The organism is Nocardia stercoris (genome assembly GCF_003696265.1).
Taxonomy (GTDB): domain Bacteria; phylum Actinomycetota; class Actinomycetes; order Mycobacteriales; family Mycobacteriaceae; genus Nocardia; species Nocardia stercoris.
This window is the reverse complement of the sequence record NZ_RFFH01000001.1, coordinates 313,108-335,726: the sequence shown is the minus strand read 5'-3', so window position 1 is coordinate 335,726 and position 22,619 is coordinate 313,108. Positions and strand designations below refer to the sequence as shown.

At 70.1% G+C, this 22,619-nt stretch carries 23 protein-coding genes; 14 read left to right on the top strand and 9 right to left on the bottom strand.

Annotated features, from left to right (window positions below):
- The first annotated feature begins 81 nt into the window (after positions 1-81).
- The 7 genes from EBN03_RS01440 to EBN03_RS01410 all read left to right on the top strand — a co-directional run bounded on the left by EBN03_RS01440 (position 82) and on the right by EBN03_RS01410 (position 6,192).
- On the top strand, positions 82-1,638 hold the full coding sequence (locus EBN03_RS01440; RefSeq protein ID WP_122186000.1) for a lytic transglycosylase domain-containing protein: 1,557 nt from the start codon (positions 82-84) through the stop codon (positions 1,636-1,638).
- Between the two features lie 148 nt (positions 1,639-1,786).
- Complete coding sequence (locus EBN03_RS01435) at positions 1,787-2,647, top strand: lytic transglycosylase domain-containing protein (protein ID WP_122185999.1); 861 nt, start codon at positions 1,787-1,789, stop codon at positions 2,645-2,647.
- Between the two features lie 132 nt (positions 2,648-2,779).
- Positions 2,780-3,916, top strand: a complete 1,137-nt coding sequence (locus EBN03_RS01430) for an Mrp/NBP35 family ATP-binding protein (protein ID WP_122185998.1) — start codon at positions 2,780-2,782, stop codon at positions 3,914-3,916.
- Positions 3,917-3,991: 75 nt separating this feature from the next.
- Positions 3,992-4,399: a DivIVA domain-containing protein gene (locus EBN03_RS01425; RefSeq protein ID WP_122185997.1), complete on the top strand. Its 408-nt coding sequence runs from the start codon at positions 3,992-3,994 to the stop codon at positions 4,397-4,399.
- The gene (locus EBN03_RS01420; protein WP_122185996.1) at positions 4,396-4,959 is read left to right on the top strand and encodes a DNA-3-methyladenine glycosylase I; all 564 of its coding nucleotides are present in this window, start codon (positions 4,396-4,398) and stop codon (positions 4,957-4,959) included. Before EBN03_RS01425 ends, EBN03_RS01420 begins: the two co-directional genes overlap by 4 nt.
- Before the next feature lie 177 nt (positions 4,960-5,136).
- Positions 5,137-5,304 carry a DUF3117 domain-containing protein gene (locus tag EBN03_RS01415; protein ID WP_122185995.1) on the top strand — a complete coding sequence of 56 codons (168 nt, stop codon included), beginning with the start codon at positions 5,137-5,139 and terminating at the stop codon, positions 5,302-5,304.
- Positions 5,305-5,385: 81 nt separating this feature from the next.
- Complete coding sequence (locus EBN03_RS01410; protein WP_407671080.1) at positions 5,386-6,192, top strand: putative RNA methyltransferase; 807 nt, start codon at positions 5,386-5,388, stop codon at positions 6,190-6,192.
- A gap of 176 nt (positions 6,193-6,368) precedes the next feature.
- Here EBN03_RS01410 and glgA read toward each other — a convergent pair whose 3' ends face one another.
- A complete protein-coding gene (gene glgA / locus EBN03_RS01405; protein WP_122186711.1) occupies positions 6,369-7,535 on the bottom strand; it encodes a glycogen synthase in 1,167 nt (388 codons plus the stop codon).
- A 210-nt stretch (positions 7,536-7,745) separates the two neighbouring features.
- On the opposite strand from glgA, the gene glgC reads away from it, so the two are divergent.
- Positions 7,746-8,960, top strand: coding sequence for a glucose-1-phosphate adenylyltransferase (glgC, locus tag EBN03_RS01400; RefSeq protein WP_122185993.1), 1,215 nt, complete (start codon positions 7,746-7,748; stop codon positions 8,958-8,960).
- A gap of 57 nt (positions 8,961-9,017) precedes the next feature.
- On the opposite strand, the gene EBN03_RS01395 is transcribed toward glgC, so the two are convergent.
- On the bottom strand, positions 9,018-10,097 hold the full coding sequence (locus tag EBN03_RS01395) for an esterase/lipase family protein (RefSeq protein ID WP_122185992.1): 1,080 nt from the start codon (positions 10,095-10,097) through the stop codon (positions 9,018-9,020).
- Between the two features lie 266 nt (positions 10,098-10,363).
- Here EBN03_RS01395 and EBN03_RS01390 point away from each other — a divergent pair, with 266 nt between their 5' ends.
- On the top strand, positions 10,364-11,650 hold the full coding sequence (locus tag EBN03_RS01390; protein ID WP_122185991.1) for a PucR family transcriptional regulator: 1,287 nt from the start codon (positions 10,364-10,366) through the stop codon (positions 11,648-11,650).
- 3 nt (positions 11,651-11,653) lie between these two features.
- Here the strand turns inward: EBN03_RS01390 and EBN03_RS01385 are convergent, their stop codons facing one another.
- The 5 genes from EBN03_RS01385 to sigE form a co-directional block, all read right to left on the bottom strand.
- Positions 11,654-12,490, bottom strand: coding sequence for a hypothetical protein (locus tag EBN03_RS01385; protein ID WP_122185990.1), 837 nt, complete (start codon positions 12,488-12,490; stop codon positions 11,654-11,656).
- A gap of 109 nt (positions 12,491-12,599) precedes the next feature.
- Positions 12,600-13,043, bottom strand: a complete 444-nt coding sequence (tatB, locus tag EBN03_RS01380) for a Sec-independent protein translocase protein TatB (protein WP_122185989.1) — start codon at positions 13,041-13,043, stop codon at positions 12,600-12,602.
- Between the two features lie 24 nt (positions 13,044-13,067).
- On the bottom strand, positions 13,068-14,567 hold the full coding sequence (locus EBN03_RS01375; protein ID WP_233608154.1) for a S1C family serine protease: 1,500 nt from the start codon (positions 14,565-14,567) through the stop codon (positions 13,068-13,070).
- A gap of 313 nt (positions 14,568-14,880) precedes the next feature.
- Complete coding sequence (locus EBN03_RS01370; RefSeq protein WP_122185987.1) at positions 14,881-15,195, bottom strand: hypothetical protein; 315 nt, start codon at positions 15,193-15,195, stop codon at positions 14,881-14,883.
- A gap of 62 nt (positions 15,196-15,257) precedes the next feature.
- Complete coding sequence (gene sigE, locus EBN03_RS01365; protein ID WP_233608153.1) at positions 15,258-15,833, bottom strand: RNA polymerase sigma factor SigE; 576 nt, start codon at positions 15,831-15,833, stop codon at positions 15,258-15,260.
- A 408-nt stretch (positions 15,834-16,241) separates the two neighbouring features.
- Here sigE and EBN03_RS01360 point away from each other — a divergent pair, with 408 nt between their 5' ends.
- The 5 genes from EBN03_RS01360 to EBN03_RS01340 all read left to right on the top strand — a co-directional run bounded on the left by EBN03_RS01360 (position 16,242) and on the right by EBN03_RS01340 (position 20,703).
- The gene (locus EBN03_RS01360; RefSeq protein ID WP_233608030.1) at positions 16,242-16,889 is read left to right on the top strand and encodes an O-methyltransferase; all 648 of its coding nucleotides are present in this window, start codon (positions 16,242-16,244) and stop codon (positions 16,887-16,889) included.
- 91 nt (positions 16,890-16,980) lie between these two features.
- Positions 16,981-17,637 carry a TetR/AcrR family transcriptional regulator gene (locus tag EBN03_RS01355; RefSeq protein WP_122185986.1) on the top strand — a complete coding sequence of 219 codons (657 nt, stop codon included), beginning with the start codon at positions 16,981-16,983 and terminating at the stop codon, positions 17,635-17,637.
- Positions 17,638-17,663: 26 nt separating this feature from the next.
- On the top strand, positions 17,664-18,620 hold the full coding sequence (locus EBN03_RS01350; RefSeq protein ID WP_122185985.1) for an ABC transporter ATP-binding protein: 957 nt from the start codon (positions 17,664-17,666) through the stop codon (positions 18,618-18,620).
- Positions 18,617-20,263, top strand: coding sequence for an ABC transporter permease (locus EBN03_RS01345; protein ID WP_122185984.1), 1,647 nt, complete (start codon positions 18,617-18,619; stop codon positions 20,261-20,263). Before EBN03_RS01350 ends, EBN03_RS01345 begins: the two co-directional genes overlap by 4 nt.
- A 218-nt stretch (positions 20,264-20,481) precedes the next feature.
- On the top strand, positions 20,482-20,703 hold the full coding sequence (locus tag EBN03_RS01340) for a hypothetical protein (RefSeq protein ID WP_199742558.1): 222 nt from the start codon (positions 20,482-20,484) through the stop codon (positions 20,701-20,703).
- Between the two features lie 54 nt (positions 20,704-20,757).
- On the opposite strand, the gene EBN03_RS01335 is transcribed toward EBN03_RS01340, so the two are convergent.
- The gene (locus EBN03_RS01335) at positions 20,758-21,714 is read right to left on the bottom strand and encodes a glucosyl-3-phosphoglycerate synthase (RefSeq protein ID WP_122185983.1); all 957 of its coding nucleotides are present in this window, start codon (positions 21,712-21,714) and stop codon (positions 20,758-20,760) included.
- Entirely contained in the window at positions 21,711-22,589 is an 879-nt protein-coding gene (folP, locus tag EBN03_RS01330) for a dihydropteroate synthase (protein WP_122185982.1), read from the bottom strand. The genes EBN03_RS01335 and folP overlap by 4 nt, the downstream gene beginning before the upstream one ends.
- Between the last annotated feature and the right edge of the window lie 30 nt (positions 22,590-22,619).

The following is a 22,619-nucleotide window of genomic DNA, read 5'->3' as shown; positions in this document are numbered from 1 at the left end:
CGGTAACCTGGAGCGGATGTTCCGAGCCGTTCTTCGTCAGCGGGACGGTTGCCAGAACGTACGAGGGGAGTTGGTGGGCGGATGCGCTTGTCCGGACCGGTTACCGTATCGGCGCTGATGGTGGCGGGTGTGATGGTCTCGGGTTCGGCGGTGCACACTGCCGCGCGACCGACTGCCCCCGCACGCATTCCGGTCGCCGCCCCCGCTCTGGTCGCCGACAGCGACACGATCGAACAGGTCGGTCTGGTTCCGGCGGCCCCCGAACCGCCCCGCAAACTTCGGGCAATGACAACCGGCGGGCTGCCTCCGTTCGCGGGAACCGTTCCGCTGCACGACATTCTGCTGCCCGGCGGCGGCACGCTCGGCATCCCGGAGATCGTGCTGGCCGCGTACCGCAATGCCGAACTGGCCCTGCAGTCCTCGAACCCCGGCTGCAACCTGCCGTGGAATCTGCTGGCGGGCATCGGCAAGGTCGAGTCCAACCACGCCGGCAACGGCCGCACCGACGCCAACGGCACCACCGTCGGCGTCATCTACGGCCCGGCCCTGGACGGCACGCTGCCCGGCAACGAGGTGATCCGCGCCGCCGACGGCACCTACGTGCGCGCCATCGGGCCGATGCAGTTCCTGCCCAGCACCTGGAACCACTACGCCGCCGACGCCAAGGGCGACGGCCACCCCGACCCGAACAACGTGTTCGACGCCGCGCTCGCCGCGGGCAAGTATCTGTGTTCCGGCGGTGAGGATCTGCGCGATCCGGCGCAGGAACTGCGAGCGGTGCTGCGCTACAACAACTCTCTGGCCTACGCCTCGCAGGTATTGAGCTGGTCCACCGCCTACCGGACCGGCGGCGCGCCGGTCACGGTCGCCATCTCCCCCGACCTCGTCCCGCCGGGCACCAACCAGATCCCCACCGGGCCGGACATGGTCGCGGTCAACACGCTCAAGCCGACCCCCGAGCAGGGCGCCCCCGCCGCGCCCAGCACGACCACGGCCACGGTGCCGGCGCCGGTGATGATCAATATCCCCGGCCTGCCGCCGATCCCGTGCGGCATCTTCTGCCCGCCGCCGCCACCGGACCCGTGCAACCCGGGCCTCCCCCCGCGCGCGGCCTCCCCGAATCTTCCTGCGCAACTGCGTGATTGGATGCTGGGCCGCACCCAGCAGGCACCGGGCGCGGCCGACCCGAACAACCCCGGCGCCCCGGTCGCGGCCACCACCGACGGCGACCCGGCCGCGGATCCGAACGCGCAGCCGGGCGATCCGAACGCGCAGCCCGGCGACTCGCACGCGCAGCCCGGTGACCCGAACGCGCAACCGGCGGACCCGAACGCCCAGCCGGGTGACGTGAATGCGCAACCCGGCGACCCGAACGCGAAGGCCGCCACACCGCCCGCGGCACCGGCCGGCTGCGCGCCGCAGGCGGCCGCTCCGGCGCCGACCCAGCCCGGCACACCGGGCGACGCGGGTCAGCAGCCGGCCGCTCCGGCCCTGGAGGCCACCCCCGAGACCACCCCGGACGTGGTGCTGACGCAGGACGCCCCGGCGCCGGAGGCTCCCGCCGCCGCGCCCACCCAGGCCCCCGGATTCACGTTGCCGTTCGGCATCGTCATTCCGCTGCCCGCTCCCCCGCAGTAATTCCCGGCACCTATAACCCCGGCCCTGCAACCGCATTCGAAACCTTGCGACCGATCACGAAGCAGTAACGAAAAGATCTCGAATGCGGTAACCTGATACTCGTTGTGCCACAACAGGCGCACAGCGAGCATTGGAGGGTCACCCGATCGTGGGACGCCATCGCAAGCAGCCGGCCACTCAGGTGCGGCGTGGATCCGTTATCGCACTCACCGGCATGGTTCCGGCCGGATTCGCGGCGGTCACCGCCGGCGCGTCCGCCGTGAACACCGCCGAATTCATGATCATGCCGCTGGCGCACGGCGATCCGGCCGCCCAGCCCGCCGCGAACGCGCAGCCCGACGAGCTGATGCACATGGCGCACCAGCCCGCGCCGCCGGTGGTCAAGTCGGTGTCGCTGGCCGAGGACCGGGCCGCCGCCGATCTCCCCGCCGCCCCCGGCGGCATCCCCGGTGTCGCGAACACCGCCTACCACCACGCGCAAGACGTTCTGGCAGAAGAGAATCCGGACTGCCACATGTCGTGGTCGATCCTGGCGGGCATCGGCCAGGTCGAATCCCACCACGCCTACGGCAAACTCGACGCCGAAGGCTACCCGATCAAGCCGGTCTACGGCCCTGTGCTCAACGGCACCCTGGCCGGCAACATCGCGGTCCGCGAGACCGACGGTGGCGCGCTCGACGGCATGGACTCCTACGCCCGCGCCGTGGGTCCCATGCAGTTCCTGCCCGAGACCTACCGCAAGTACGCCGCCGACGGCCGCGACAGCGGTGTCTCCGACCCGCAGAACATCTACGACGCGGCCCTCACGGCCGGCAAGTACCTGTGCTCGGGTGGCCTGGACATGAACAGCGAGGCGCAGCGCACGAAGGCGATCATGCGCTACAACAACTCGATGGCCTACGTGATGAACGTGATGGCCTGGGAGTCCAAGTACCGCGACGCGGCGGCCGCCGCCGCACCGGTGCCCGCCGCACCGGCCCCCGCCACCACCGTCGGCGCCCGCATGTGAGGTCGTCCGGCCGGAGGCCCGCCACCCGCCACCTCCGGCCGGACATACCTCGCAACCCCGGTACAACCGGCGGGTTCGCACCTGGTGGGGTGAGTTCCGCGCCATCGGAGGCCAGCGCCTAAACTCGGCCACATGCCAGTGGTAACGGAAGCGGATGTGCGGGCCGCGCTCGCAAAGGTGGACGACCCGGAGATCCGCAAGCCGATCACCGAACTCGGCATGGTGAAGAGTGTCGCGGTCGGTGCCGACGGCGCCGTCGACGTGGTGGTCTACCTGACGACGTCGGCGTGCCCCCTGCGCACCACCATCATCGAGCGGGTGACGAAGGCTATCAGCGACGTCCCGGGCGCGGGTGCGATCACCGTCGACCTCGACGTGATGGACGACGAGCAGCGCACCGAACTGCGCAAGAAGCTGCGCGGCGACGCCGCCGAACCGGTCATCCCGTTCGCCCAGCCCGGCTCCCTGACCCGGGTGTACGCGGTCGCCTCCGGGAAGGGTGGCGTCGGAAAGTCCAGCGTCACAGTCAATCTCGCGGCCGCGCTGGCCGCGCGCGGCCTGTCGGTCGGTGTGCTCGACGCCGACATCTACGGCCACTCGGTGCCGCGCATGCTCGGTACCGACCAGCGCCCCACCCAGGTCGAGCGGATGATCATGCCGCCGATCGCACACGACGTGAAGGTCATCTCGATCTCCATGTTCACCCAGGGCAACACACCTGTGGTGTGGCGCGGCCCGATGCTGCACCGCGCGCTGCAGCAGTTCCTGGCCGACGTGTTCTGGGGCGACCTGGACATCCTGCTGCTCGACCTGCCGCCGGGCACCGGCGATGTGGCCATCTCGCTGGCCCAGCTGATCCCGAACGCGGAGATCCTGGTCGTCACTACCCCGCAGCTGGCCGCCGCCGAGGTCGCGGAGCGGGCCGGTTCGATCGCGCTGCAGACCCGACAGCGGATCGCGGGCGTCATCGAGAACATGTCCTGGCTGGATCTGCCCGACGGCACCCGGATGGACCTCTACGGCTCGGGCGGTGGGCAGACGGTGGCCGACAACCTGACTCGCGCGGTCGGTGCGAACGTGCCGCTGCTGGGCCAGATCCCGCTGACCCAGGAACTGCGCGAGGCCGGCGACGAGGGCACCCCGATCGTGCTGCGCGACCCGCGGAACTCCTCGGCCGCCGCCCTGCTCGAGATCACCGAGAAGCTGGCCGTCCGCCGCCGCGGGCTGGCCGGCATGTCGCTGAGCATCGACACCACCCGCCACCTGTAGGACGCCGAGGGAACCGGGTCCCGGCCGCTGTGCCGGACCCGGGACACTGTCGGACCCCTGCTTTATGCTCGTCGCATGCTTACGCTGCTGTTGTACGTGCTGATCGTCGGCTTGGTGGCCGGGGTGCTGTTCCTCGTCGCCAGTGCCGTGTTCGGGCGTGGCGAGGATCTGCCGCCGCTGCCGGCCGGCACGACCGCTACGGCGCTGCCCGCCATCGGCATCGGCGGCGACGACGTCCGCGCACTGCGCTTCCAGCAGGTCGTGCGCGGCTACAAGGCCAGCGAGGTGGACTGGGCGCTGGCCCGGCTCGCCGACCGCATCGACGAACTCGAGACCGAGCTGGATATCGCGCGCGGCGGCGGGGTCTCGGTGACGCCGGTCGCCGACTATCCGGCGCAGCCCGGCGCCGCGTACCCCGCGGCGCCCACCGTCGGCTATCCGGCCTCCGCGCCGGGTACACCCGGTCCCGCGGCCGGGCAGTGAGCGCGCCTCCCGCCGCCGACGGCCGGGTCCGGTGTTCCTGGGCGGGCCCCTCGCAGCTGTACGTCGAGTATCACGACACCGAGTGGGGTCGTCCGCTGCACGGTGACGACGCGCTGTTCGAGCGACTCTGTCTGGAGGCCTTCCAGTCCGGGCTGGCGTGGATCACCATCCTGCGCAAGCGCCCGGCCTTCCGGGCCGCCTTCGCCGATTTCGCCATCGATCGGGTCGCCGAGTTCACCGCGGCCGACGTCGAGCGACTCATGGCGGACCAGGGCATCGTGCGCAATCGCGCCAAGATCGAATCCGCGATCGCGAACGCGAAGGTTGCCCGCGAGCTCGAACCGGGCCTCGACGAACTGCTCTGGTCGTTCGCGCCGCAGCGTCGGCCGCGCCCCGCGACGGGCGCCGACATACCGGCCACTTCACCCGAATCCATCGCTCTCGCAAAGGAACTCAAGCGCAGGGGGTTCCGTTTCGTAGGCCCGACCACGGCCTACGCCCTGATGCAGGCGACCGGAATGGTCGACGATCATCTGGCCGATTGCTGGGTACTCCCGTGAAGGCTGACTCACGCCACGCCGGTCGGTTTTCGAACTCAGGTACCCGGTCGGATCAGCGATGAGGAAGAATAGACCGTGTGCAGCCCCCTGGCGTTGTCCGGAGGGCTGCCTGTTGGTGACAACACAAAGATTCGAAGTAGTGCGCAGCAGACCGCGCGGACTTGGAGGGAGCAGAGGATGGCGGCCATGAAGCCCCGCACCGGGGACGGTCCCCTCGAGGCAACCAAGGAAGGGCGTGGAATCGTGATGCGGGTTCCACTCGAGGGCGGCGGACGGCTGGTCGTCGAACTGACACCCGACGAGGCCAAGGCGCTCGGTGCCGAATTGACGAATGTCACCAGCTAGCTCGACCTGTCCGCACCGGTGAATCCGGCGCGGTCACTCGATGCGGCAACCGGTCGCCCGCTCGATTCGGTTGCCGCTCTCCTGTCCTGCCCCGAATGCGGGTCGCCGCTGTCCGTGTGGGACCGCGCGTTGCGATGTCCGCAGGGGCACAGTTTCGATATCGCCCGGCAGGGCTATGTCAGCCTGCTGACCGGTGCCGCCACCAAGATGAGCGGCGACACCGCCGAGATGCTCGACGCCCGCGCCGCCTTCCAGGCCGCCGGGCACTTCGCGCCGATCGCCGCGGCGGTGGGAGCGGCGATCGCGGCACCGGCGCTGCCGGCGTCGATCCTGGAAGTGGGTTCGGGCACCGGCTACTACCTGGGCGCGGCACTCGACGCCGCGCCGGCGGCCGCGGGTATCGCCCTGGACGTGGCCAAACCGGCCGCCCGCCGAGCCGCGCGCTGCCATCCCCGGGCCGCCTCGATCCTGGCCGACGCCTGGCGTCGGCTGCCGATCCGCGACGGTGTCCTCACCCACGTGCTGTCGGTGTTCGCCCCGCGCAACCCGGCCGAGGTGGCGCGGATCCTCGATCGCGACGGCCGGTTCGTCGTGGTCACCCCGACCGTGCGGCACCTGGCGGAACTGATCGAACCGCTGGCCATGGTGTCGGTGGACGCGGGCAAGGAAGCCCGACTCACCGAATCCCTGTCCGGGCACTTCGAACCCGTGGCCAGCAGCGGCGTGGAGTACTCGATGGACCTCACCCACACCGATATCGAGCGGGTGGTGGCCATGGGACCGTCGGCCTTCCACGCCCCGGCCGACCGGCCCGCCCGGATCGCGGCATTGCCCGAGCGGGTCGCCGTCACCGCATCGGTCACCGTCTCGATCTACCGGCCGCGCTGATCCGGCGGCTGCATCGATCACCGAAGCGCGGACTTCGCAGTCGCGCAGGCTGCGTCGGAGCTCGCTGCCCGCGCACATACGTTGCTCGGCACGTCGACCCACGCCGCGCTCGCTTCGCAGCGGCGTGGACCCGGGCTCCGAGATTCTGTGCGCCCGCGCCGATTGTCGCCGACGACCTACCGGCGCAGCCGCTCGTACAGGGCGAGCGTCTGTTCGGCGATAGTGTCCCAGCCGAATTGGGCGACCGCGCGCGCCCGGCCCGCGTCGCCCATGGCGGCGGCGCGCTCGGGGTCGGCGATCAGCCGGTTCACCGCGGCGGCCAGGCCCGCCTCGTAGCTTTCGGGATCGGCGCCGTCGTAGGGGACCAGCAGCCCGGTGACGCCGTCGTCCACCACCTCCGGGATGCCGCCGACGGCCGACGCGACGACCGCGGTGCCGCAGGCCATGGCTTCCAGGTTCACGATGCCCAGCGGCTCGTAGATCGAGGCGCAGACCGCGACGGTGGCCGCCGCCAGGACCTGGCGGACCATCTCGGTGGGCAGCATCTCCTGCACCCAGAACACGCCGCCGCGTTCGGCGGCGAGTTCGGCCACCAGCGCCGAGACCTCGTCGGCGAGTTCGCGGGTGTCGGCCATGCCGGCGCACAGCACCAGCTGCACGCCCGGTTCGAACCGGCGGGCCGCGGCCAGCAGATGGGGTACGCCCTTCTGCCGGGTGATGCGGCCGACGAAGCTCACGATCGGCGCGGTCCGGTCCACGCCGAGTTCGTCGAGCAGGTCGCGGGCGTCGGCGCGCGGGCCGCCGGGGAACCAGACGCCGGCGTCGATCCCGTTGTGCACCACGTGAACCCGTGCCGGATCCACTTCCGGGTAGGCAGAGAGCACATCGCGCCGCATGCCCTCGCTGACCGCGATGATCGCGTCGGCGTAGTGCATCGCGTTGTGTTCCGACCACGACGACAGCCGATAGCCGCCGCCGAGCTGCTCGGCCTTCCACGGCCGGCGCGGTTCCAGCGAATGCGCGGTCAGCACGTGGGGGACGCCGTACAGGTTGGCGGCCAGATGACCGGCCAGCCCGGCGTACCAGGTGTGTGAATGGACGATATCCGCGCCCTCGGCCGCATCGGCCATGCGCAGTTGCGCCGACATCATCTGCAGGGCCGAATTGGCCGCGTAGAGCATCGGATCCGGCTGGTGGGCGACGGCATCGATCCGCTGGCCGCCCATGCAGTGCACCGTGACGTCGGCGAGTTTCTCGAGTTGCCGGACCAGATGTTCGACGTGGACTCCGGCACCGCCGTACACCTCGGGCGGATACTCCCGGGTCATGATCGCCACCCGCAGCCGCCCGGTCCCGGGATCGAGCAGCAGCTCCGGCACCGTGGTCCGCCGATCCGGACCGGTGCCGCGCGGCCCGTTGTCGTCTGCCGTGCCGGAACTCACCCGGTCAACGGTAGCGGTTTTTCGTCCGAAATCCACCGGACCAGGTCGCCGAAACGCCGCGATCGAACCGGGGCGCGCGCGACCGCCGAGCCGAACGGCTAGGTTGAGACCGTGAGGAGCCAGCCGCACGTCCTGGGAATCGTCCTCGCCGGCGGCGAGGGCAAGCGGCTGTTTCCGCTCACCAAGGACCGGGCCAAACCCGCGGTCCCGTTCGGCGGGGCCTACCGCCTGATCGACTTCGTGCTCAGCAACCTGGTCAATGCCGGGTTCCTGCGCATCTGTGTGCTCACCCAGTACAAGTCGCATTCGCTCGACCGGCACATCTCGCAGACCTGGCGGCTGTCCGGGTTCGGCGGTGAGTACATCACTCCGGTGCCGGCGCAGCAGCGGCTGGGACCGCGCTGGTACACCGGCAGCGCCGACGCGATCATGCAGTCGCTGAACCTGATCTACGACGAGGACCCCGAGTACATCGTGGTGTTCGGTGCCGACCACGTGTACCGGATGGATCCCGAGCAGATGGTCGCCCACCACATCGCCTCGGGCGCCGGGGTGACGGTCGCGGGCATCCGGGTGCCGCGCAGCGAGGCCAGTGCCTTCGGCTGCATCGATTCCGACGAGACCGGCCGCATCGTCGGCTTCCTGGAGAAACCGATCCATCCCCCGGGCACCCCGGACGACCCGAACATGACCTACGCGTCGATGGGCAACTACGTGTTCACCACCCGCGTGCTGGTGGAGGCGATCCGGGCCGACGCCGAGAACCAGGACTCCGACCACGACATGGGCGGCGACATCATTCCCGCGCTGGTGCGCCGGGGCGAGGCCGGCGTCTACGACTTCGCGGGCAACGAGGTTCCCGGTTCCACCGAGCGCGACCGCGGCTACTGGCGGGACGTGGGTACCATCGACGCCTTCTACGACGCCCACATGGATCTGGTGTCGGTGCAGCCGATCTTCAACCTCTACAACCGGCACTGGCCGATCCGGGGCGCGACCGAGAACCTGCCTCCGGCCAAGTTCGCCCAGGGCGGGCTGGCACAGGAGAGCATCGTGGGCTCGGGCAGCATCCTGTCCGCGGCCACGGTCCGCAACTCGGTGCTGAGCTCGAACGTGTTCGTGGAGGACGGCGCGACGGTCGAGGGCTGCGTGCTCATGCCGGGCGTGCGGGTGGGCCGGGGTGCGGTGGTACGCCGGGCCATTCTGGACAAGAACGTGCTGGTGGGTGACGGCGAGATCATCGGGGTCGATCTGGAGCGCGACCGGCACCGGTTCGCGGTCAGCGCGGGCGGTGTGGTCACCGTCGGCAAGGGCGTGTGGGTTTGACTGTGCCGCAACGCAACTCGGCCCCCGCAGCGGCGGGGGCCGAGACCGGGCGAGTGCTCAGAGCAGCCAGGGGTTGAACTGGCACACCAGGTTCGGGTGTCCGGCCGGGTCGAGGGCGTGCAGGGCGATCGAGGCGGCGCGCGGCGAGTACAGCATCGTCAGATGGTCCGACCAGTCGATGCCGCAGCCGTCCTGCAGGGTGATGTTGTGGACGGTGGCGCCGGGGACGGCGGTCCGGAACGTGGCACTGGGCGGAGTGGAGACCTCGTCGTTGGACGTGGCGACCGTGGTGTAGGTGACGCCGGGGACGGTATCGCCGTTGGCATTCAGCTTCGCGTAGAACGGTGAACCGGTCACCTGCTCGATCAGCCCCTGACCGACGAAGACCGAACTGATGCCGAGCGCGTCGATACCGTAGCCGGACATCCGCTGCCCGAGGGTGGCGATGCCGTCCAGGGTGGTGCCGTGCGTGGTGGCGCCGAAGGTGATCAGCTGGTCCACCTTGGACGCGCCGCCTTCGAACTTCATGTACTGGTCGGAGACCGGCCCGGCCTGCGAGTGACCGACGATGTTCACCTTCTTGGCGCCGGTCGAGGCGAGCACCTTGTCGACGAAGGCCGACAGCTGCTTCGCGGAGTCCTCCATCGGCCCGACTCCGTTGCGGCCCGGGATGAGTGCGCCCAGGCCACCGCCCTGGATCAGGCCCTCCTCACCGTAATTCAGTGCGTAGACACAGAATCCGGCCGACTTGATCTGCGGCGACAGATACGAGAAGGCGTCGAAGGCGTTCATCCACGAACCGTGCAGCAGGACAACGGGTTCCGGATGCGCCGCACTCGGCTTGCAGGTCCAGTCGTTGGCCCCCTGCGGCGCGGTCTCCGCGTTGGCCATCGAATAGGTGACAGCGACGAGCGCGGACGACATGACCGGACCCTGCCCGGTCGGGATGGTGGAATGGGTGGGCGAGGAGATCCCGGTGTCCGCCAGCGCCTTGGTGACCGTCGTCTGGCCCGCGTTGATCGCGTTCACCAGATCCTGCACGGTGGCCGCGCCGGCCGTGCCCGGGACGATCGCGCAGATCGCGGCGGTCGCGATCGCCGCGGCGGTCAGTACCCGTCGCCTGTAGTTCCGGCCCATATCAGTGTCCTTCCTAGCGATTCCGGCTGCGGTGCCGGCATCCGAGGCGAAGATTAGGAAGGCGAAGGGGGGCGAAGACGACAGTTGCGGCGACGTTCGACCTTCACACGACGCGGCCCGGCGGGCGGGTGTGAGAAGTCCCAATCCCGCGCCGACGGCCACCGCAGCGACCGCCGGAAAACGGAACATACGGCGTATATATCTGACCTAGGGTGGGAAATCCCCCGCCTCCCGCGGTCGCCCCGAGCAGGCAACGGAGCCATGCGATGCACTTTTCCGAACTCGACATCACCGCCGACTTCACCGGCACCACCCTGCAACTCGACGGCAGCCCGGCCTCGCTTCCGCTCCGCAACACCGGCGTGGTCGCCTCGACCCTGGTGGAGTATTTCGCCACCTGTCTGGCCCCCTGCCGGACACTGCCCGGCGAGCTGCTGCGTGGCGACGTCACCCAGGTGACCCGGCAGTTCCTGGCGATCGTGGTGGACATGCTCGACCGCCAGACCGTGCCCGAAGCCGATGGGCTGGAAGAGGTTTCGTCCTCGGCCAGTCGCTGGGCACGCGAGGGGGTCCCGTTGGAGACCATCCTGCGGGCCTACCACGAGGGCATGCGGATCGGGCTCGGCCTGGTGACCGCGCGGGCCCGAGCCGAGGACCACGAGGAACTGATCACGGTCGTCGATCTGGTGCTCGAACTGCTCGAGGTGATCACCGTCGCGGCGACCACGGCCTACACCGCCGAAGCTCGCCTGGTGGCCCGCGAACATCATTCCGTCGCCCAGACTCTCGCGTCGACGCTGCTGAGCGGGCACGGCCGCTCGCTACCCGCCCGGCAGTCGGCGATTCCGGTGGCCGACTCGTATCAGGTTGTGGCCGTGTCGATTCCCCCGCATCCCGATGAGCAGGATCCGCGGGTGGACGGTGAGGTCGCGGCGCGGCGCAAGCTGCGACGCGTGCAGTCGGCGGTGGCGAAGATCTTCGATCCCAGCACCCTCACCCTGCTCAGCCCGCGCGGCGGCACCGTGCTCGTCCCGGTCCCCGGCCGCCCGGCTGGGCCCGGATCGGCGCGCAAGACCGTGGCCGGTCCGGCGTTGACCGCCGACGTGCTGGCCGAGCTGTCGGAGGCCGCCGAGGTGCCGTTGACCGCGGTGGTGGTCACCGCCGTCACCGCGGACATCCCCGAAGCCGCCGAACGCGCGCACGAACTGGTCGGCCTCTGCGCCGCCGCCCGCCGGCCGCCCGGCCTCTACGACCCGGCCGACCTCGCCTTCGAATACCAGCTCACCCGGCCGGGTCCCGCCGTCGACCAGCTCGTCGCCGTGCTGGCCCCGCTGGACAAGCACCCCGAACTCCTCGACACACTGCGCACCTATCTGAGCAACGATCTCAATCGCCAGCTCACCGCGCGCCGCCTGTTCGTCCACCCGAACACGCTCGACCACCGCATCCGCCGGATCGCCCAGCTGACCGCGCTCGACCTGACCACCACCACCGGCATCTCCTATGCCTCGGTGGCCCTGCTGGCACGGGATCTCAACCGCCGCACCGCATGACGCTCAGCGTTCGTGGCGGTAGATCGGGGTGAGCAGATCCGCTTCCAGCGGGTCGCCGGTCCCCCGGTCGTAGCGGACGCCGACCACTGCGGAGAACGGGTGCGCGCCGGCACGCTCGTGCAGGGTGGCGAGCCGGGTGGCCAGCAGCCGGATCGCGCCCAGTGATCCGGGCGGGTGCAGGCCGTCGATGACCAGGGCGGTGCCGTGGCCGTCGGGCCGGGGAAGGCGTGCGAGATAGGCGATGTCGTACGGTTCGGTACCGCCGGGCCGGTACACGCGCCGCGCGGCACGGTCCTCGATACCGCGGCGGACCCGGCCGGCGCGGGCGACGGTCCGGCGCAGCCGCGGGTCGGTGGCCACCAGATATCGCAGGCTGGGCGACAATTCGGGGCCGCCGAGCACGATCAGCCCGTCCCGGTCGAGATCCAGCGGGCGCCCGGGCAGGAAGCGTTCCACCGCCACCGAGAAGCCGAGTTCCTTGAGCAGCTCGTGCAATCGGTGTGGTGCGGCGGTGTCCGGCGCACCGACCAGCGGGGCGGCACGGGTGGTGGCCCGCACGTCCGGAGTGAGGATGGTCAGCGGTCCGTGCCCGAAGAACAGCCCCTCCGGGGCCGGGCCCTGGGTACTGACCTGATGGATGCGCGCCCGGGAAAGTCCCGCCGCGGCACCGATTCTCGCGAACGTCCAGCCTTCGGCATGGAGATCCCGGATCACCGCGCGGCGGATGCGCGTGAGTTCGTTGATGGTCTGCTGGGCTTGTGCGACACCTTCGGTAGCCGCCTTGAGACGTTCGACTTTGTCTTCGATCGCGAACACCCGTGCCACCTCGTCGGCCGACATGCAGGAAGTCTAGATAGCTCGACAGGCGAACAGGTATAGCCCGGTTGACATTAATTCACACAGAATTCGCATCCGGAGCGGCGTAAATTGCACTCCGAGCCTTCGGAATTCAGGTCGCGTCGAAGTCGATCGGCGGTTCCTCGTTGCGGGCCAGCGGTTTCGGCGGTTGCGGCGGCGTCCAGGTCGCCGCGGGCGCGGAGATCTCCGGCGCCTGCGGAGCGGTCGGTTTGTCGCTATTTCCGTCGAACTTGCCGGTGAACAGCGAGTCGTCACCGTCGAGCAAATGCTTCGTCACCAGACCACGGGGTGTCATCCCCCGCAACTCCTGCAACGGTTTGGCCAGCTGCTGCAGTTCCTCGAGCGGCTTGCGGATCTCGTCGAGTTCCGGGCCGAGCTCACTGCGCAGCTGGCTGGTGGCCCCGGTGGCGTATTCGCGAACCTGGCGCATCGAGCGCGCGGTCCAGCGAATGGCCTCCGGGAGCCGTTCGGGCCCGAGGATCATCAGCGCGGCGACCACGAGGATCACCATTTCGGGCCAGCCGATGTTGAACATTGCCCCAGGTTACTTCGGTGGTGTCTACTTCGGAGGCGCCGGTGCGTCTTTATCGGATTCCAGCGTGACCGGGATATCCACCTGCCGGCCGTCGCGGATCACGCTCAGGGTGACCGTCTCGCCGATCTGCCGGGACTGCACCGCCACGGTGAGCTCGGCGGGATCGTTGATCTGCCGGTCACCCACCTTGACGATGACATCGCCCTCGGCGATACCCGCCTTGGCGGCCGGGCTCCCGGCGTTCACGTCGGCCACCTGGGCGCCGCTGAGCGCGTCGTTCTCGACCGCCTGCGACTTGGCGCTCACGCCCAGCCACGGGTGGTAGACGACCTTGTCCCGGATGATCGTCTGCGCGATGCGCTGCACCAGGTCGACCGGGATCGCGAAACCCAGGCCGACCGAGCCGCCGCTGTCGGAGATGATCGCGGTGTTGATCCCGATCAGGCGACCCTCGCTGTCGACCAGCGCGCCACCGGAGTTGCCGTGGTTGATCGCGGCGTCGGTCTGCACCGCGTCGTAGGCGCCGGCGGTGTCGTCGCCGGGCTCGGGGGTCTCCTTCATGGCCCGGTGCAGCGCGCTGACGATGCCCGAGGTGACGGTCTCCTTCAGGCCGAGCGGCGAGCCGATGGCCAGCACGTCGTCCCCGACCCGCACGTCGTCGGACTTGCCGAAGCGGATCACGGTCAGGTTGTTGGCCTCGACCTTGAGCACCGCGAGGTCGGTCTTCGGGTCGCGTCCCACCAGCGTCGCGGGCGTCTTGGTGCCGTCCCGGAAGGTGACGGTGATCTTGCCCTTGCCCGAGGTGTCCATGGCGACCATGGAGATCACGTGGTTGTTGGTGACGATGTAGCCGCCGCCGTCGATGACCACGCCGGAACCGCTGGCACCCTGGTCGCCCACGATCTCGCTGATCGACACCACCGACGGCAGCACCGCGTCGGCCACCTTGGCGACCTGGCTGTGCGGCTTGCCGGGCGCGCTCTCCTGCTGAATCGTCACCTTGCGCGAGGTCAGTACCGGCGAGGCGGTCAGGCCGCCGAAGAAGCCGCCGATCACACCCGCGGCCAGGCCGACGCCGGCGGCCAGCCCGCCCAGCACCACCAGGGCACGCGGCGAAACGCGGTCACCGAACAGCACTTCGCGCGCGGTCAGCTTGGGGGCGGCGCCGAGCGCGGCCTGCGCGGTGGGCGGCACGGCGGGCAGGCCCAGCCGGGCACCGGCCTCCGGGTCCCGCCACGGGTCGGCCGGCGCGGCCGGGGCACCGGCCTCGGCGTTCGCGGCATCCGGATCCCGTTGCAGCAGTTCGTCGGATCCGGCCGGGCGGCCGAACGCCTCGGCGAGCACGGCGTCGGGTGGTCTGTTGACCGGTTCGAGGTCACCCGCCGGTGCGGCGGCGGCCGCGGGACGCGGCGCGAAGGAACCGCCCTGGCCCTTGGGCCGGCGGAAGGCACGCGCGGTCAGCGAATCGATCTGTGGGCGGTGCACCGGGCGCGGGCCCAGCACCGGGGCGTCGGAGGGGCGCAGATTGCCGGCGGCGGGCGGTTCGGGCGCCCGCTTCTCGGCCGGTGGCTCGACCTCGGCGCGCGTGCCGAAACGCACGGTCTCGGCGTCGGCGGCCGTCGCGGCGGATTCGACCTCGGCGCGGGTACCGAAGCGCACGGTCTCGGCGTCGGCGTCACCGGCGGCAGTGGCCGGCTCGGCGTCCTGGGGCGCGGCGGAACCGTTCGCCGGCTGGGCAGCCGGGCCGGTTCCTGTGACGGACTCGTCAGCGGGCCGGGAACTCGGTTCGTCCGAGGGCGTGCCGGAATTCGTCGATTCGTTGGTCACTCGTCGAACTCTACTTGCGCCACCAACCGGACCACCGCTTGCTGTCCGAAGCGATTTCGCCGATCGTGCTCGATCCCGCCAGCGGAATCCGGCTCAGGGAGTCGTGCAGGTTCAGCGGCGCCGAGATCCGGCACTGCGCCGCCTGACGCAATGCGATCCGGGCCTGCTGCTGGGCATCGACCTCGGCGGCGCAATCGACGCACTTGGCCAGGTGCTCCGCGGCACGCAGGTACGCGTTCATGCGGAGCTCACCGTCGACATACGCGGCGATCGCCTCGGTGGCCAGATGCTCGGTGGAGGCGAAACGCGGCCGCTCGCCACTCATACAGTGCATACCTTTCCGACGGACGACATGCTCGAAGGAGGGGCCGCTGTCGCGGCCGGCGCTCATCCGATCTTCTCGTCAGCGGCGAACCGCTGCTCGACTCCATTATGCGCAAGGTAGTCGCGCAGTGCCTGCCGCCCGCGGTGGATACGGCTGCGCACGGTGCCGAGCTTGACGCCGAGCGTGGCGCCGATCTCTTCGTAGGAAAGGCCCTCGATATCGCAGAGCACGACCGCGGCCCGGAACTCCGGGGCGAGCGAGTCGAGTGCGCGCTGCAGGTCGGGGTCGAGGTTGGCCTCGTGGTAGGCCTGCTCGGGGCTCGGCCCGTCGGCCGGGACCCGCTCGTAGTCCTCGGGCAGCGCTTCCATCCGAATTCGGTTGCGGCGCCGGACCATATCGAGGAACAGGTTGGTGGTGATGCGGTGCAGCCAGCCCTCGAAGGTGCCGGGCTGGTAGTTCTGCAGCGAGCGGAAGACGCGGATGAACGTCTCCTGGGTGAGGTCCTCGGCGTCCTGCGGGTCACCGGTCAGGCGGTAGGCCAGCCGGTAGACCCGGTCGGCGTGCTCGCGGACCAGTTCGTCCCAGGTGGGCATCCGGGTGCGGTCGCCGGTGGCGTCGAACGCGGCGGTACCCGACAGCGGGCCCTCGGCGCCGTCGCCCTCGGCGGGGTCGTACGGTGCGGGTTCCGGCTGTTCGGTGGCGAAGTCGGGCAGCTCGTAGGTGGTGATGCTGCCGTCTGTGGGCAGGCTCGACTGGGCGAGTGTGGCGTGCTTGCGCGTCGCATCGACCTTGTGGATGGGAGTACCTCCTACTCGGGACCTGGATCGGCGCCCGAACGATCGGTGTGGTCGTCCTGTGGTCCAACAGCGGCTGGATGCCGGTTGTTCCCTGCGCCGGTCCGGCGGTCGGCCGGCCTTGCGTGAGATCACTCTGTCTGGTCCCGATGTGGCAGTCGTATGGAGAGGCTGAGCGACACCTGAGAAAAAATCGTCCGGCTTTGGGGTCGCCACCGGGCCGTATGGCACTCGCGCGGCTAGCCTGGGGCCGTGAGCTTCGTTTCGGCCTCGCCGGCCCTGCATCGCAACCTCGCTTATGTCGAGGAGTCCGTCGTCGAAGACGAGGTGCTGCTCGCCGCCCGCGAGCGCGCGGTGGAGCTGGGTGCGACTCCGGTTCCGCCGTCGGTGGGTGCCCTGCTGAGCATGCATGCCCAGCTCCTGGGCGCGCGGGCGGTGGTCGAGGTGGGCACCGGCGCGGGGGTGAGCGGGCTGTGGCTGCTGGACGGGATGCGGGAGGATTCCACGCTGACCACCATCGATTCCGAGCCCGAACATCAGCGGGCCGCCCGGGAGGCGTTCCGGACCGCGGAGGTGCCGCCGGCGCGGACCCGGCTGATCAACGGCCGGGCGCTGGACGTGCTGCCCCGGCTGGCCGACGGGGCCTACGACCTGGTGTTCATCGATTGCGCGCCGATCGAGCACCCGATGTATGTGGCGCAGGCGGTGCGGTTGTTGCGGCCGGGCGGGGCGATCGTGCTGCACAACGCGCTGCTGGGCGGCCGGGTGCCGGACCCGGCCCATACCGACCCGGTCACGCTGGCGGTGCGGGCGGCGACGCGGGCGGTCGCCGAGGACGAGCAACTGACCAGTGTGCTGATCCCGGTCGGGGACGGTCTGCTCTGCGCCTCGCGGGGTTGAAAGCGGAGTGCCCGGGCGGGTAACGCGAGTTGCCAGCCACATCGGGGCACACCCCTTGCATCCGATTGAACACGCGTTTAATCTATTGAACATGCGTTCAATCCGGCGCTCGGGCGACGACCCCACGGAGGACCTGTCCACCAGGGCCCGCATCCGCGACGCCGCGATCGGGGTGTTCGCCACCGAGGGCTTCGCGGTCGGTGTGCGGGCGATCGCGGCCGCCGCCGGGGTATCCCCCGGGCTGGTCAATCACCATTTCGGGTCCAAGGACGGCCTACGTGCGACATGCGACGACTACGTGCGCTCGGTCATCCGGGCATCGAAGACCGAATACCTCGAACGGCCGACGCCACAGGGACTGCTGCAGTCACTGGCCGATATCGAGGGTTTCGCGCCCTACATCGCCTACCTGATGCGGCACCTGCAGGACGGCGGGCCGCTCGCGGTCGCACTGATCGAGCAAATGATCAGCGACACCGAGGGCTATCTCCGCACCGGCATCGCCGCCGGCACCCTGCGCCCGATCGACGACGTCCCGGCCATGGCCCGGTACATGGCCCTGCAGAACGGCGGCGGACTGCTGCTGTTCCTGCGGATGTACCAGGCCCACCACCCCGGTCCCCTCGACTTCCGGGCGGTGCTGCGCGAATACAGCGACGCCATGCTCCTGCCCGGCCTGGAGATCTACACCGACGGCCTGCTCACCGATTCCATGGCGTTGCAGACACTTCGCGACACCACCACCTGAATCACCTCATCCGACAAGGAGATCCGATGTCCTCGACATCGACACCGGCACCCGCCATCGCGGTAGCACGACTCCACAAGCACTTCGGCGCCGTGCGCGCCCTCGACGGCCTCGACCTCACCGTCAACGAGGGCGAGGTCCACGGCTTCCTCGGCCCGAACGGTGCCGGCAAGTCCACCACCATCCGGGTCCTGCTCGGCATGCTGGCCCGGACCTCCGGCGAGGCCACGGTCCTGGGCCGCGACCCGTGGTCCGACGCTGTGGCCCTGCATCGCGAACTAGCCTACGTACCAGGCGATGTGACGCTGTGGCCGTCGCTGTCCGGTGGTGAGACCATCGACCTGCTCGGGTCCATGCGCGGCGGCGTGGACAACGCGCGGCGGGCCGAGCTGATCGAGCGGTTCGAACTCGATCCGCGCAAGAAGGCCCGCGCGTATTCGAAGGGCAACCGGCAGAAGGTCGCCCTGATCGCGGCGTTCTCCTCCACGGCGCGGCTGCTGCTGCTCGACGAACCCACCTCGGGCCTGGATCCGTTGATGGAACAGCTCTTCCGCGAATGCGTCCGCGAGGCGTCCGCGCGCGGCACCACGGTGCTGCTGTCCAGCCACATCCTGTCCGAGGTCGAGGCACTGTGCGATCGGGTCACCATCATCCGGGCGGGCAAGACCGTGGAGAGCGGTTCACTGGCCGAGATGCGGCACCTGTCCCGCACCTCGATCACCGCCGAATTGATCGGCGACCCCGGCGATCTCAGCCGGATCGAGGGTGTCGAGGACATCTCCCGCGAGGGTTCGACCCTGCGCTGCCAGGTCGACTCCGCGCATCTGGGCGAGCTGATCAAGGTCCTCGGTGACGCCGGGATCCGCAGCCTGGTCAGCCAGCCGCCGACCCTGGAAGAGCTGTTCCTGCGCCACTATTCGCTCGACGGCCAGGAACCCGCCGACGAGGCCGCGACACCGGTGAAAGCGCAGGCCGCGAAATGACCACCACCCTCGCCCGTCCCGATGCCGGATTCGTGCGCAGCGCTTCGGAATTCACCGGCACCGGGCGTCTGCTCCGGCTGTACCTGCGGCGCGACCGGATCGTCCTGCCGCTGTGGGTGCTGCTGCTGTCGCTGCCGCTGGGCAGCGTGTACGTCACCAGCACCAACAAGGTGTACTCCACGCCCACCGAACTGGAGAGCTTCCGGCAGAGCATCCTGAACAGTCCCGCCGAACTGGCCATGTACGGCCCGATGTACAACATCTCGCACGGCGCGGCCGGGGTGTGGAAGGCGGGAATGTTCCACGCGATCATCGCGATCGCCACGATCCTCACCGTCATCCGGCACACTCGCGCCGAGGAGGAGAGCGGCCGGGAGGAGCTGCTCGCGGCAACGCGGGTGGGCCGGCTCGCCAACCTGACCGCGGCCCTGCTGCTGGCCTGCGGCGCCGCAGTGGCCACCGGAGTTGTTTCCGCACTGAGCATTTCGAGCGCGGGCGTACCGCTGGCGGGTTCACTGGCCTTCGGGCTGGCCGAGGCGGGCGCCGGTGTGGTGTTCGCGACGGTGGCCGCGGTGACCGCGCAGTTGTCGGCCAGTGCGCGGACCGCGCGCGGGATCGGATTCGCCGTCCTCGCAACGGCTTTCCTGCTGCGCGCGGTCGGCGACATGCGGTCCGGGGACGGACCGGCCAACCCGCTCACCTGGCTGTCGCCGCTGGGCTGGTCGCTGCAGGTCCGGCCCTTCGCCGGTGACCGCTGGTGGGTGTTGAGCCTGCACGTGGTGGCCGCCGTGCTGCTGACGCTGCTCGCGTACGCGCTGCTGCGCCACCGTGATCTGGGCGCGGGCCTGCTGGCCGAGCGACTCGGGCCGCCCACGGCCGGGCGGGCACTGACCGGGCCGATCGGGCTGGCCTGGCGGCTGCAGCGCGGCACGATCGTGGCCTGGACGATCGGATTCGCCTTGTACGGCACGGTGATCGGCAGCGTGGTACACGGCATCGGCGACCAGATCGGATCCAGCAAGACCGCGATCGACGTGATCGAACGGCTGGGCGGCACCCAGCGGCTGGAGGACGCCGTGCTGGTGGCCATGTTCACCATGCTCGGCCTGATGGCGGCCGGGATGTCGATCTCCTCGGCGCTGCGCCTGTCCGGTGAGGAGAACGCGGACCGGGCCGAGCCGGTGCTCGCCGCGGCGGTGGGCCGGATCCGCTGGGCCACCTCGCATCTGCTGTTCGCGCTGGCCGGACCCGCACTGGCACTGCTGGTCTCGGGACTGTGCTGTGGCGTGGTGTACGGAATCGCCGCCCACGACGTGTCCGGGAAGCTGGGCCGGGTGCTCGGCGGCGCGCTGGTCCAGCTGCCGGCGGTGTGGGTGTTCACCGGGCTGGCCGTGGCCGGTTTCGGGCTGCTGCCGCGCCGGGCGAGCACCGTGTGGGGCCTGTTCGTGGCCGCGGTGGCGTTGTACCTGATCGGGTCGGTGGGCGATATGCCGCAGGGACTGCTCGACCTGAATCCCTTCGCGCACCTGCCCAAACTGCCCGGCGGTGAGTTCGCGGTACTGCCGGTGGCGGTACTGCTGGCGATCGCAGCGGCCCTGATCACCGTCGGCCTCTACGGGTTCCGCCGCCGAGATCTCCGCTGAGTGGCGGGCCGATTCGGTTGAACGCCTGAGCGATTCGCGCCGAATGCCCGATCCGGCTACGGCGCTTTCCGCGCCGGTGGTACGGCGCCGGGGACCGATCGCCCACGAGGCGAACCGGTCCCCGACGTCACGGCGGTCCCGGCGTCGTACTGTCGCGTCCGGCGAGTCCGCCGGATACCATGGCGAACAACGGTATTCCATCTGTCGCAGGAGGCGTCGTGACGTTCGGCCGCGCGCTCATCGCCGAGGAACTGATGCCGCGCGGGTGGATCGTGCTGATCGTGGTGACCCTCGGCGTGGTGGTCTTCATCGCACTGCTGGTGCTACTGCTGGTCAGCGGCACGAACTTCGACACCCCGGGCTCGCAGGTCCCGATCACTCACGGCAACTGCGCCCCGTTCTGCGGAACCACGGCGCCGATCCCGAACCCCCAGCCCTGACCCAGCCCGACCCGGCCCGCGAACGGGCCGGGTGAGGCGTCCCGGGTAGTGCCGCTAGGCGGCGACGCCCACCGGCCGCAGTGTGTTCATCGGTGGCCGGTCGGCGAGTGAGACTTCCGTGGCGATGGCGGTGAATTCGCCCGCCACGAACGGGAACTGGGTCAGCGGCGCGGCGGAGTCGCGAATTCCGGTGCGGGCCAGCATGGTTCCCACGATCTGGCGGCTCATGACGCCGAGGTCCGACAGCGGCCGGTTGCGGTGGGTGCGGACACCCAGGTTGACCTGGCCGATGGCCGACAGGCCCAGCAGGTCGAAAGTGTCCAGCAGCAGCCCGATCTCGACGCCGTAGCCGGGCGCGAACGGCACCGCGGTCAGCAGTTCCCGGGTGCCGGCGTATTCGCCGCCCAGCGGCTGCAGCACCTGGCCCAGATCGGGCCGCAGCGCCGCGAGCAGCGGGCGCGCGACCAGTTCGGTCACCCGGCCGCCGCCGTTGTGGTCCACCGACTCGCCCTGGCGCAGCGGGCGCTGATAGTAGGCCTTCACCAGATGCAGGTCCGGGACGGTCAGCAGCGGGCCGAGCAGATTGGGCACGAACATCGGGTCGGGGTCGATCAGGTCGGAGTCCACGAAGGCCACCAGGTCGCCGGTGGTCGCGGCCAGCGACCGCCACAGCACCTCGCCCTTGCCCGGTACCGGCTCGAGTTCCGGCACCGCCTGCTCGCGGCTGACGACGCGGGCGCCGGCGGCCCGGGCGCGCTCGGCGGTGGCGTCGGTGCTGCCGGAGTCCAGGACGACGAGTTCGTCGACCAGCGTGCCCAGCAGGGGCCGGATACTGGCCACGACGGCGGCGACCGTCTTTTCTTCGTTGAGTGCGGGCAGCACCACGGAGACGGTGCGGCCGGCCTTGGCGGCGACCAGCTCCTCGACGGTCCAGTCGGGGCGGTCCCAGGTGTTGCTCGTTGCCCAGGCGGCGGGCTCGAGATCGATGGTCGGTTCCGGTGTGGTCGTCATACCAAACCTCGCAGGGTTCGTGCCGGGGGCCGGAGGCCCGCAATGGCCGCTGTCATGTCCACGACTCGCCGGGTCGCGGCGACCTCGTGGACGCGGAAGACCCGGGCGCCGGCCGCGGCGGACCATGCGGTCGCCGCCAAGGTTCCCTCCAATCGCTCGGAAAGACCGACACCGAGTGTCTCTCCGATGAAATCCTTATTGCTGAGCGCCATCAATACTGGCCATCCGGTTTTAACGAGAACGTCTACGGAGCGCAACAACGCGAGCCCGTGATAGGTGTTCTTCCCGAAATCGTGGGTCGGATCGATCAAGATCGAATCGGCCCGCACACCCGCCGCCGCGGCCCGTTCCGCGGCCGCTACCAGCGTTTCTGTGACTTCGGTCACCACGTCGTCGTAATGCACGCGATGCGGCCGGGTCCGCGGCCGCGCGCCCCCGGTGTGACTGCACACCAGTCCGACCCCGAGTTCCGCGGCCACCCCGACCAGATCCGGGTCCGCGCCCGCCCAGGTGTCGTTGATCAGATCCGCACCTTCGGCCACCGCGGCCCGCGCGACATCGGCACGCCAGGTATCCACACTGATCAACAGGTCCGGATGCCGTTCCCGGATGGCCGCCACGAACGGCACCACCCGGCGCGCCTCCTCGGCGGCGTCCACCTCGACGCCCGGTCCGGCCTTGACCCCGCCGATATCGACCAGATCGGCCCCCTCGGCCACGGCCCGGTCCACGGCCGCCATGGCCGCGTCGTCGGTGAAGGTGGCGCCGCGGTCGTAGAACGAATCCGGGGTCCGGTTCACGATCGCCATGACCAGCGCTCGATCGACCGCCACCGGTTTTCCGCACAGCGTGGACGGCGGTGGCGCGATGATCATGCGTCCAATGTACCGACGGGTCCGTTAGGG

Bases quoted from the DNA above. Each gene is read 5' to 3' on its own strand.
- EBN03_RS01440 (WP_122186000.1), top strand. From the start codon at position 82: ATGCGCTTGTCCGGACCGGTTACCGTATCGGCGCTGATGGTGGCGGGT.
- EBN03_RS01430 (WP_122185998.1), top strand. From the start codon at position 2,780: ATGCCAGTGGTAACGGAAGCGGATGTGCGGGCCGCGCTCGCAAAGGTG.
- EBN03_RS01425 (WP_122185997.1), top strand. From the start codon at position 3,992: ATGCTTACGCTGCTGTTGTACGTGCTGATCGTCGGCTTGGTGGCCGGG.
- EBN03_RS01415 (WP_122185995.1), top strand. From the start codon at position 5,137: ATGGCGGCCATGAAGCCCCGCACCGGGGACGGTCCCCTCGAGGCAACC.
- EBN03_RS01395 (WP_122185992.1), bottom strand. From the start codon at position 10,097: ATGGGCCGGAACTACAGGCGACGGGTACTGACCGCCGCGGCGATCGCG.
- EBN03_RS01390 (WP_122185991.1), top strand. From the start codon at position 10,364: ATGCACTTTTCCGAACTCGACATCACCGCCGACTTCACCGGCACCACC.
- EBN03_RS01385 (WP_122185990.1), bottom strand. From the start codon at position 12,490: ATGTCGGCCGACGAGGTGGCACGGGTGTTCGCGATCGAAGACAAAGTC.
- tatB (WP_122185989.1), bottom strand. From the start codon at position 13,043: ATGTTCAACATCGGCTGGCCCGAAATGGTGATCCTCGTGGTCGCCGCG.
- EBN03_RS01370 (WP_122185987.1), bottom strand. From the start codon at position 15,195: ATGAGTGGCGAGCGGCCGCGTTTCGCCTCCACCGAGCATCTGGCCACC.
- EBN03_RS01355 (WP_122185986.1), top strand. From the start codon at position 16,981: ATGCGTTCAATCCGGCGCTCGGGCGACGACCCCACGGAGGACCTGTCC.
- EBN03_RS01350 (WP_122185985.1), top strand. From the start codon at position 17,664: ATGTCCTCGACATCGACACCGGCACCCGCCATCGCGGTAGCACGACTC.
- EBN03_RS01345 (WP_122185984.1), top strand. From the start codon at position 18,617: ATGACCACCACCCTCGCCCGTCCCGATGCCGGATTCGTGCGCAGCGCT.
- EBN03_RS01335 (WP_122185983.1), bottom strand. From the start codon at position 21,714: ATGACGACCACACCGGAACCGACCATCGATCTCGAGCCCGCCGCCTGG.
- folP (WP_122185982.1), bottom strand. From the start codon at position 22,589: ATGATCATCGCGCCACCGCCGTCCACGCTGTGCGGAAAACCGGTGGCG.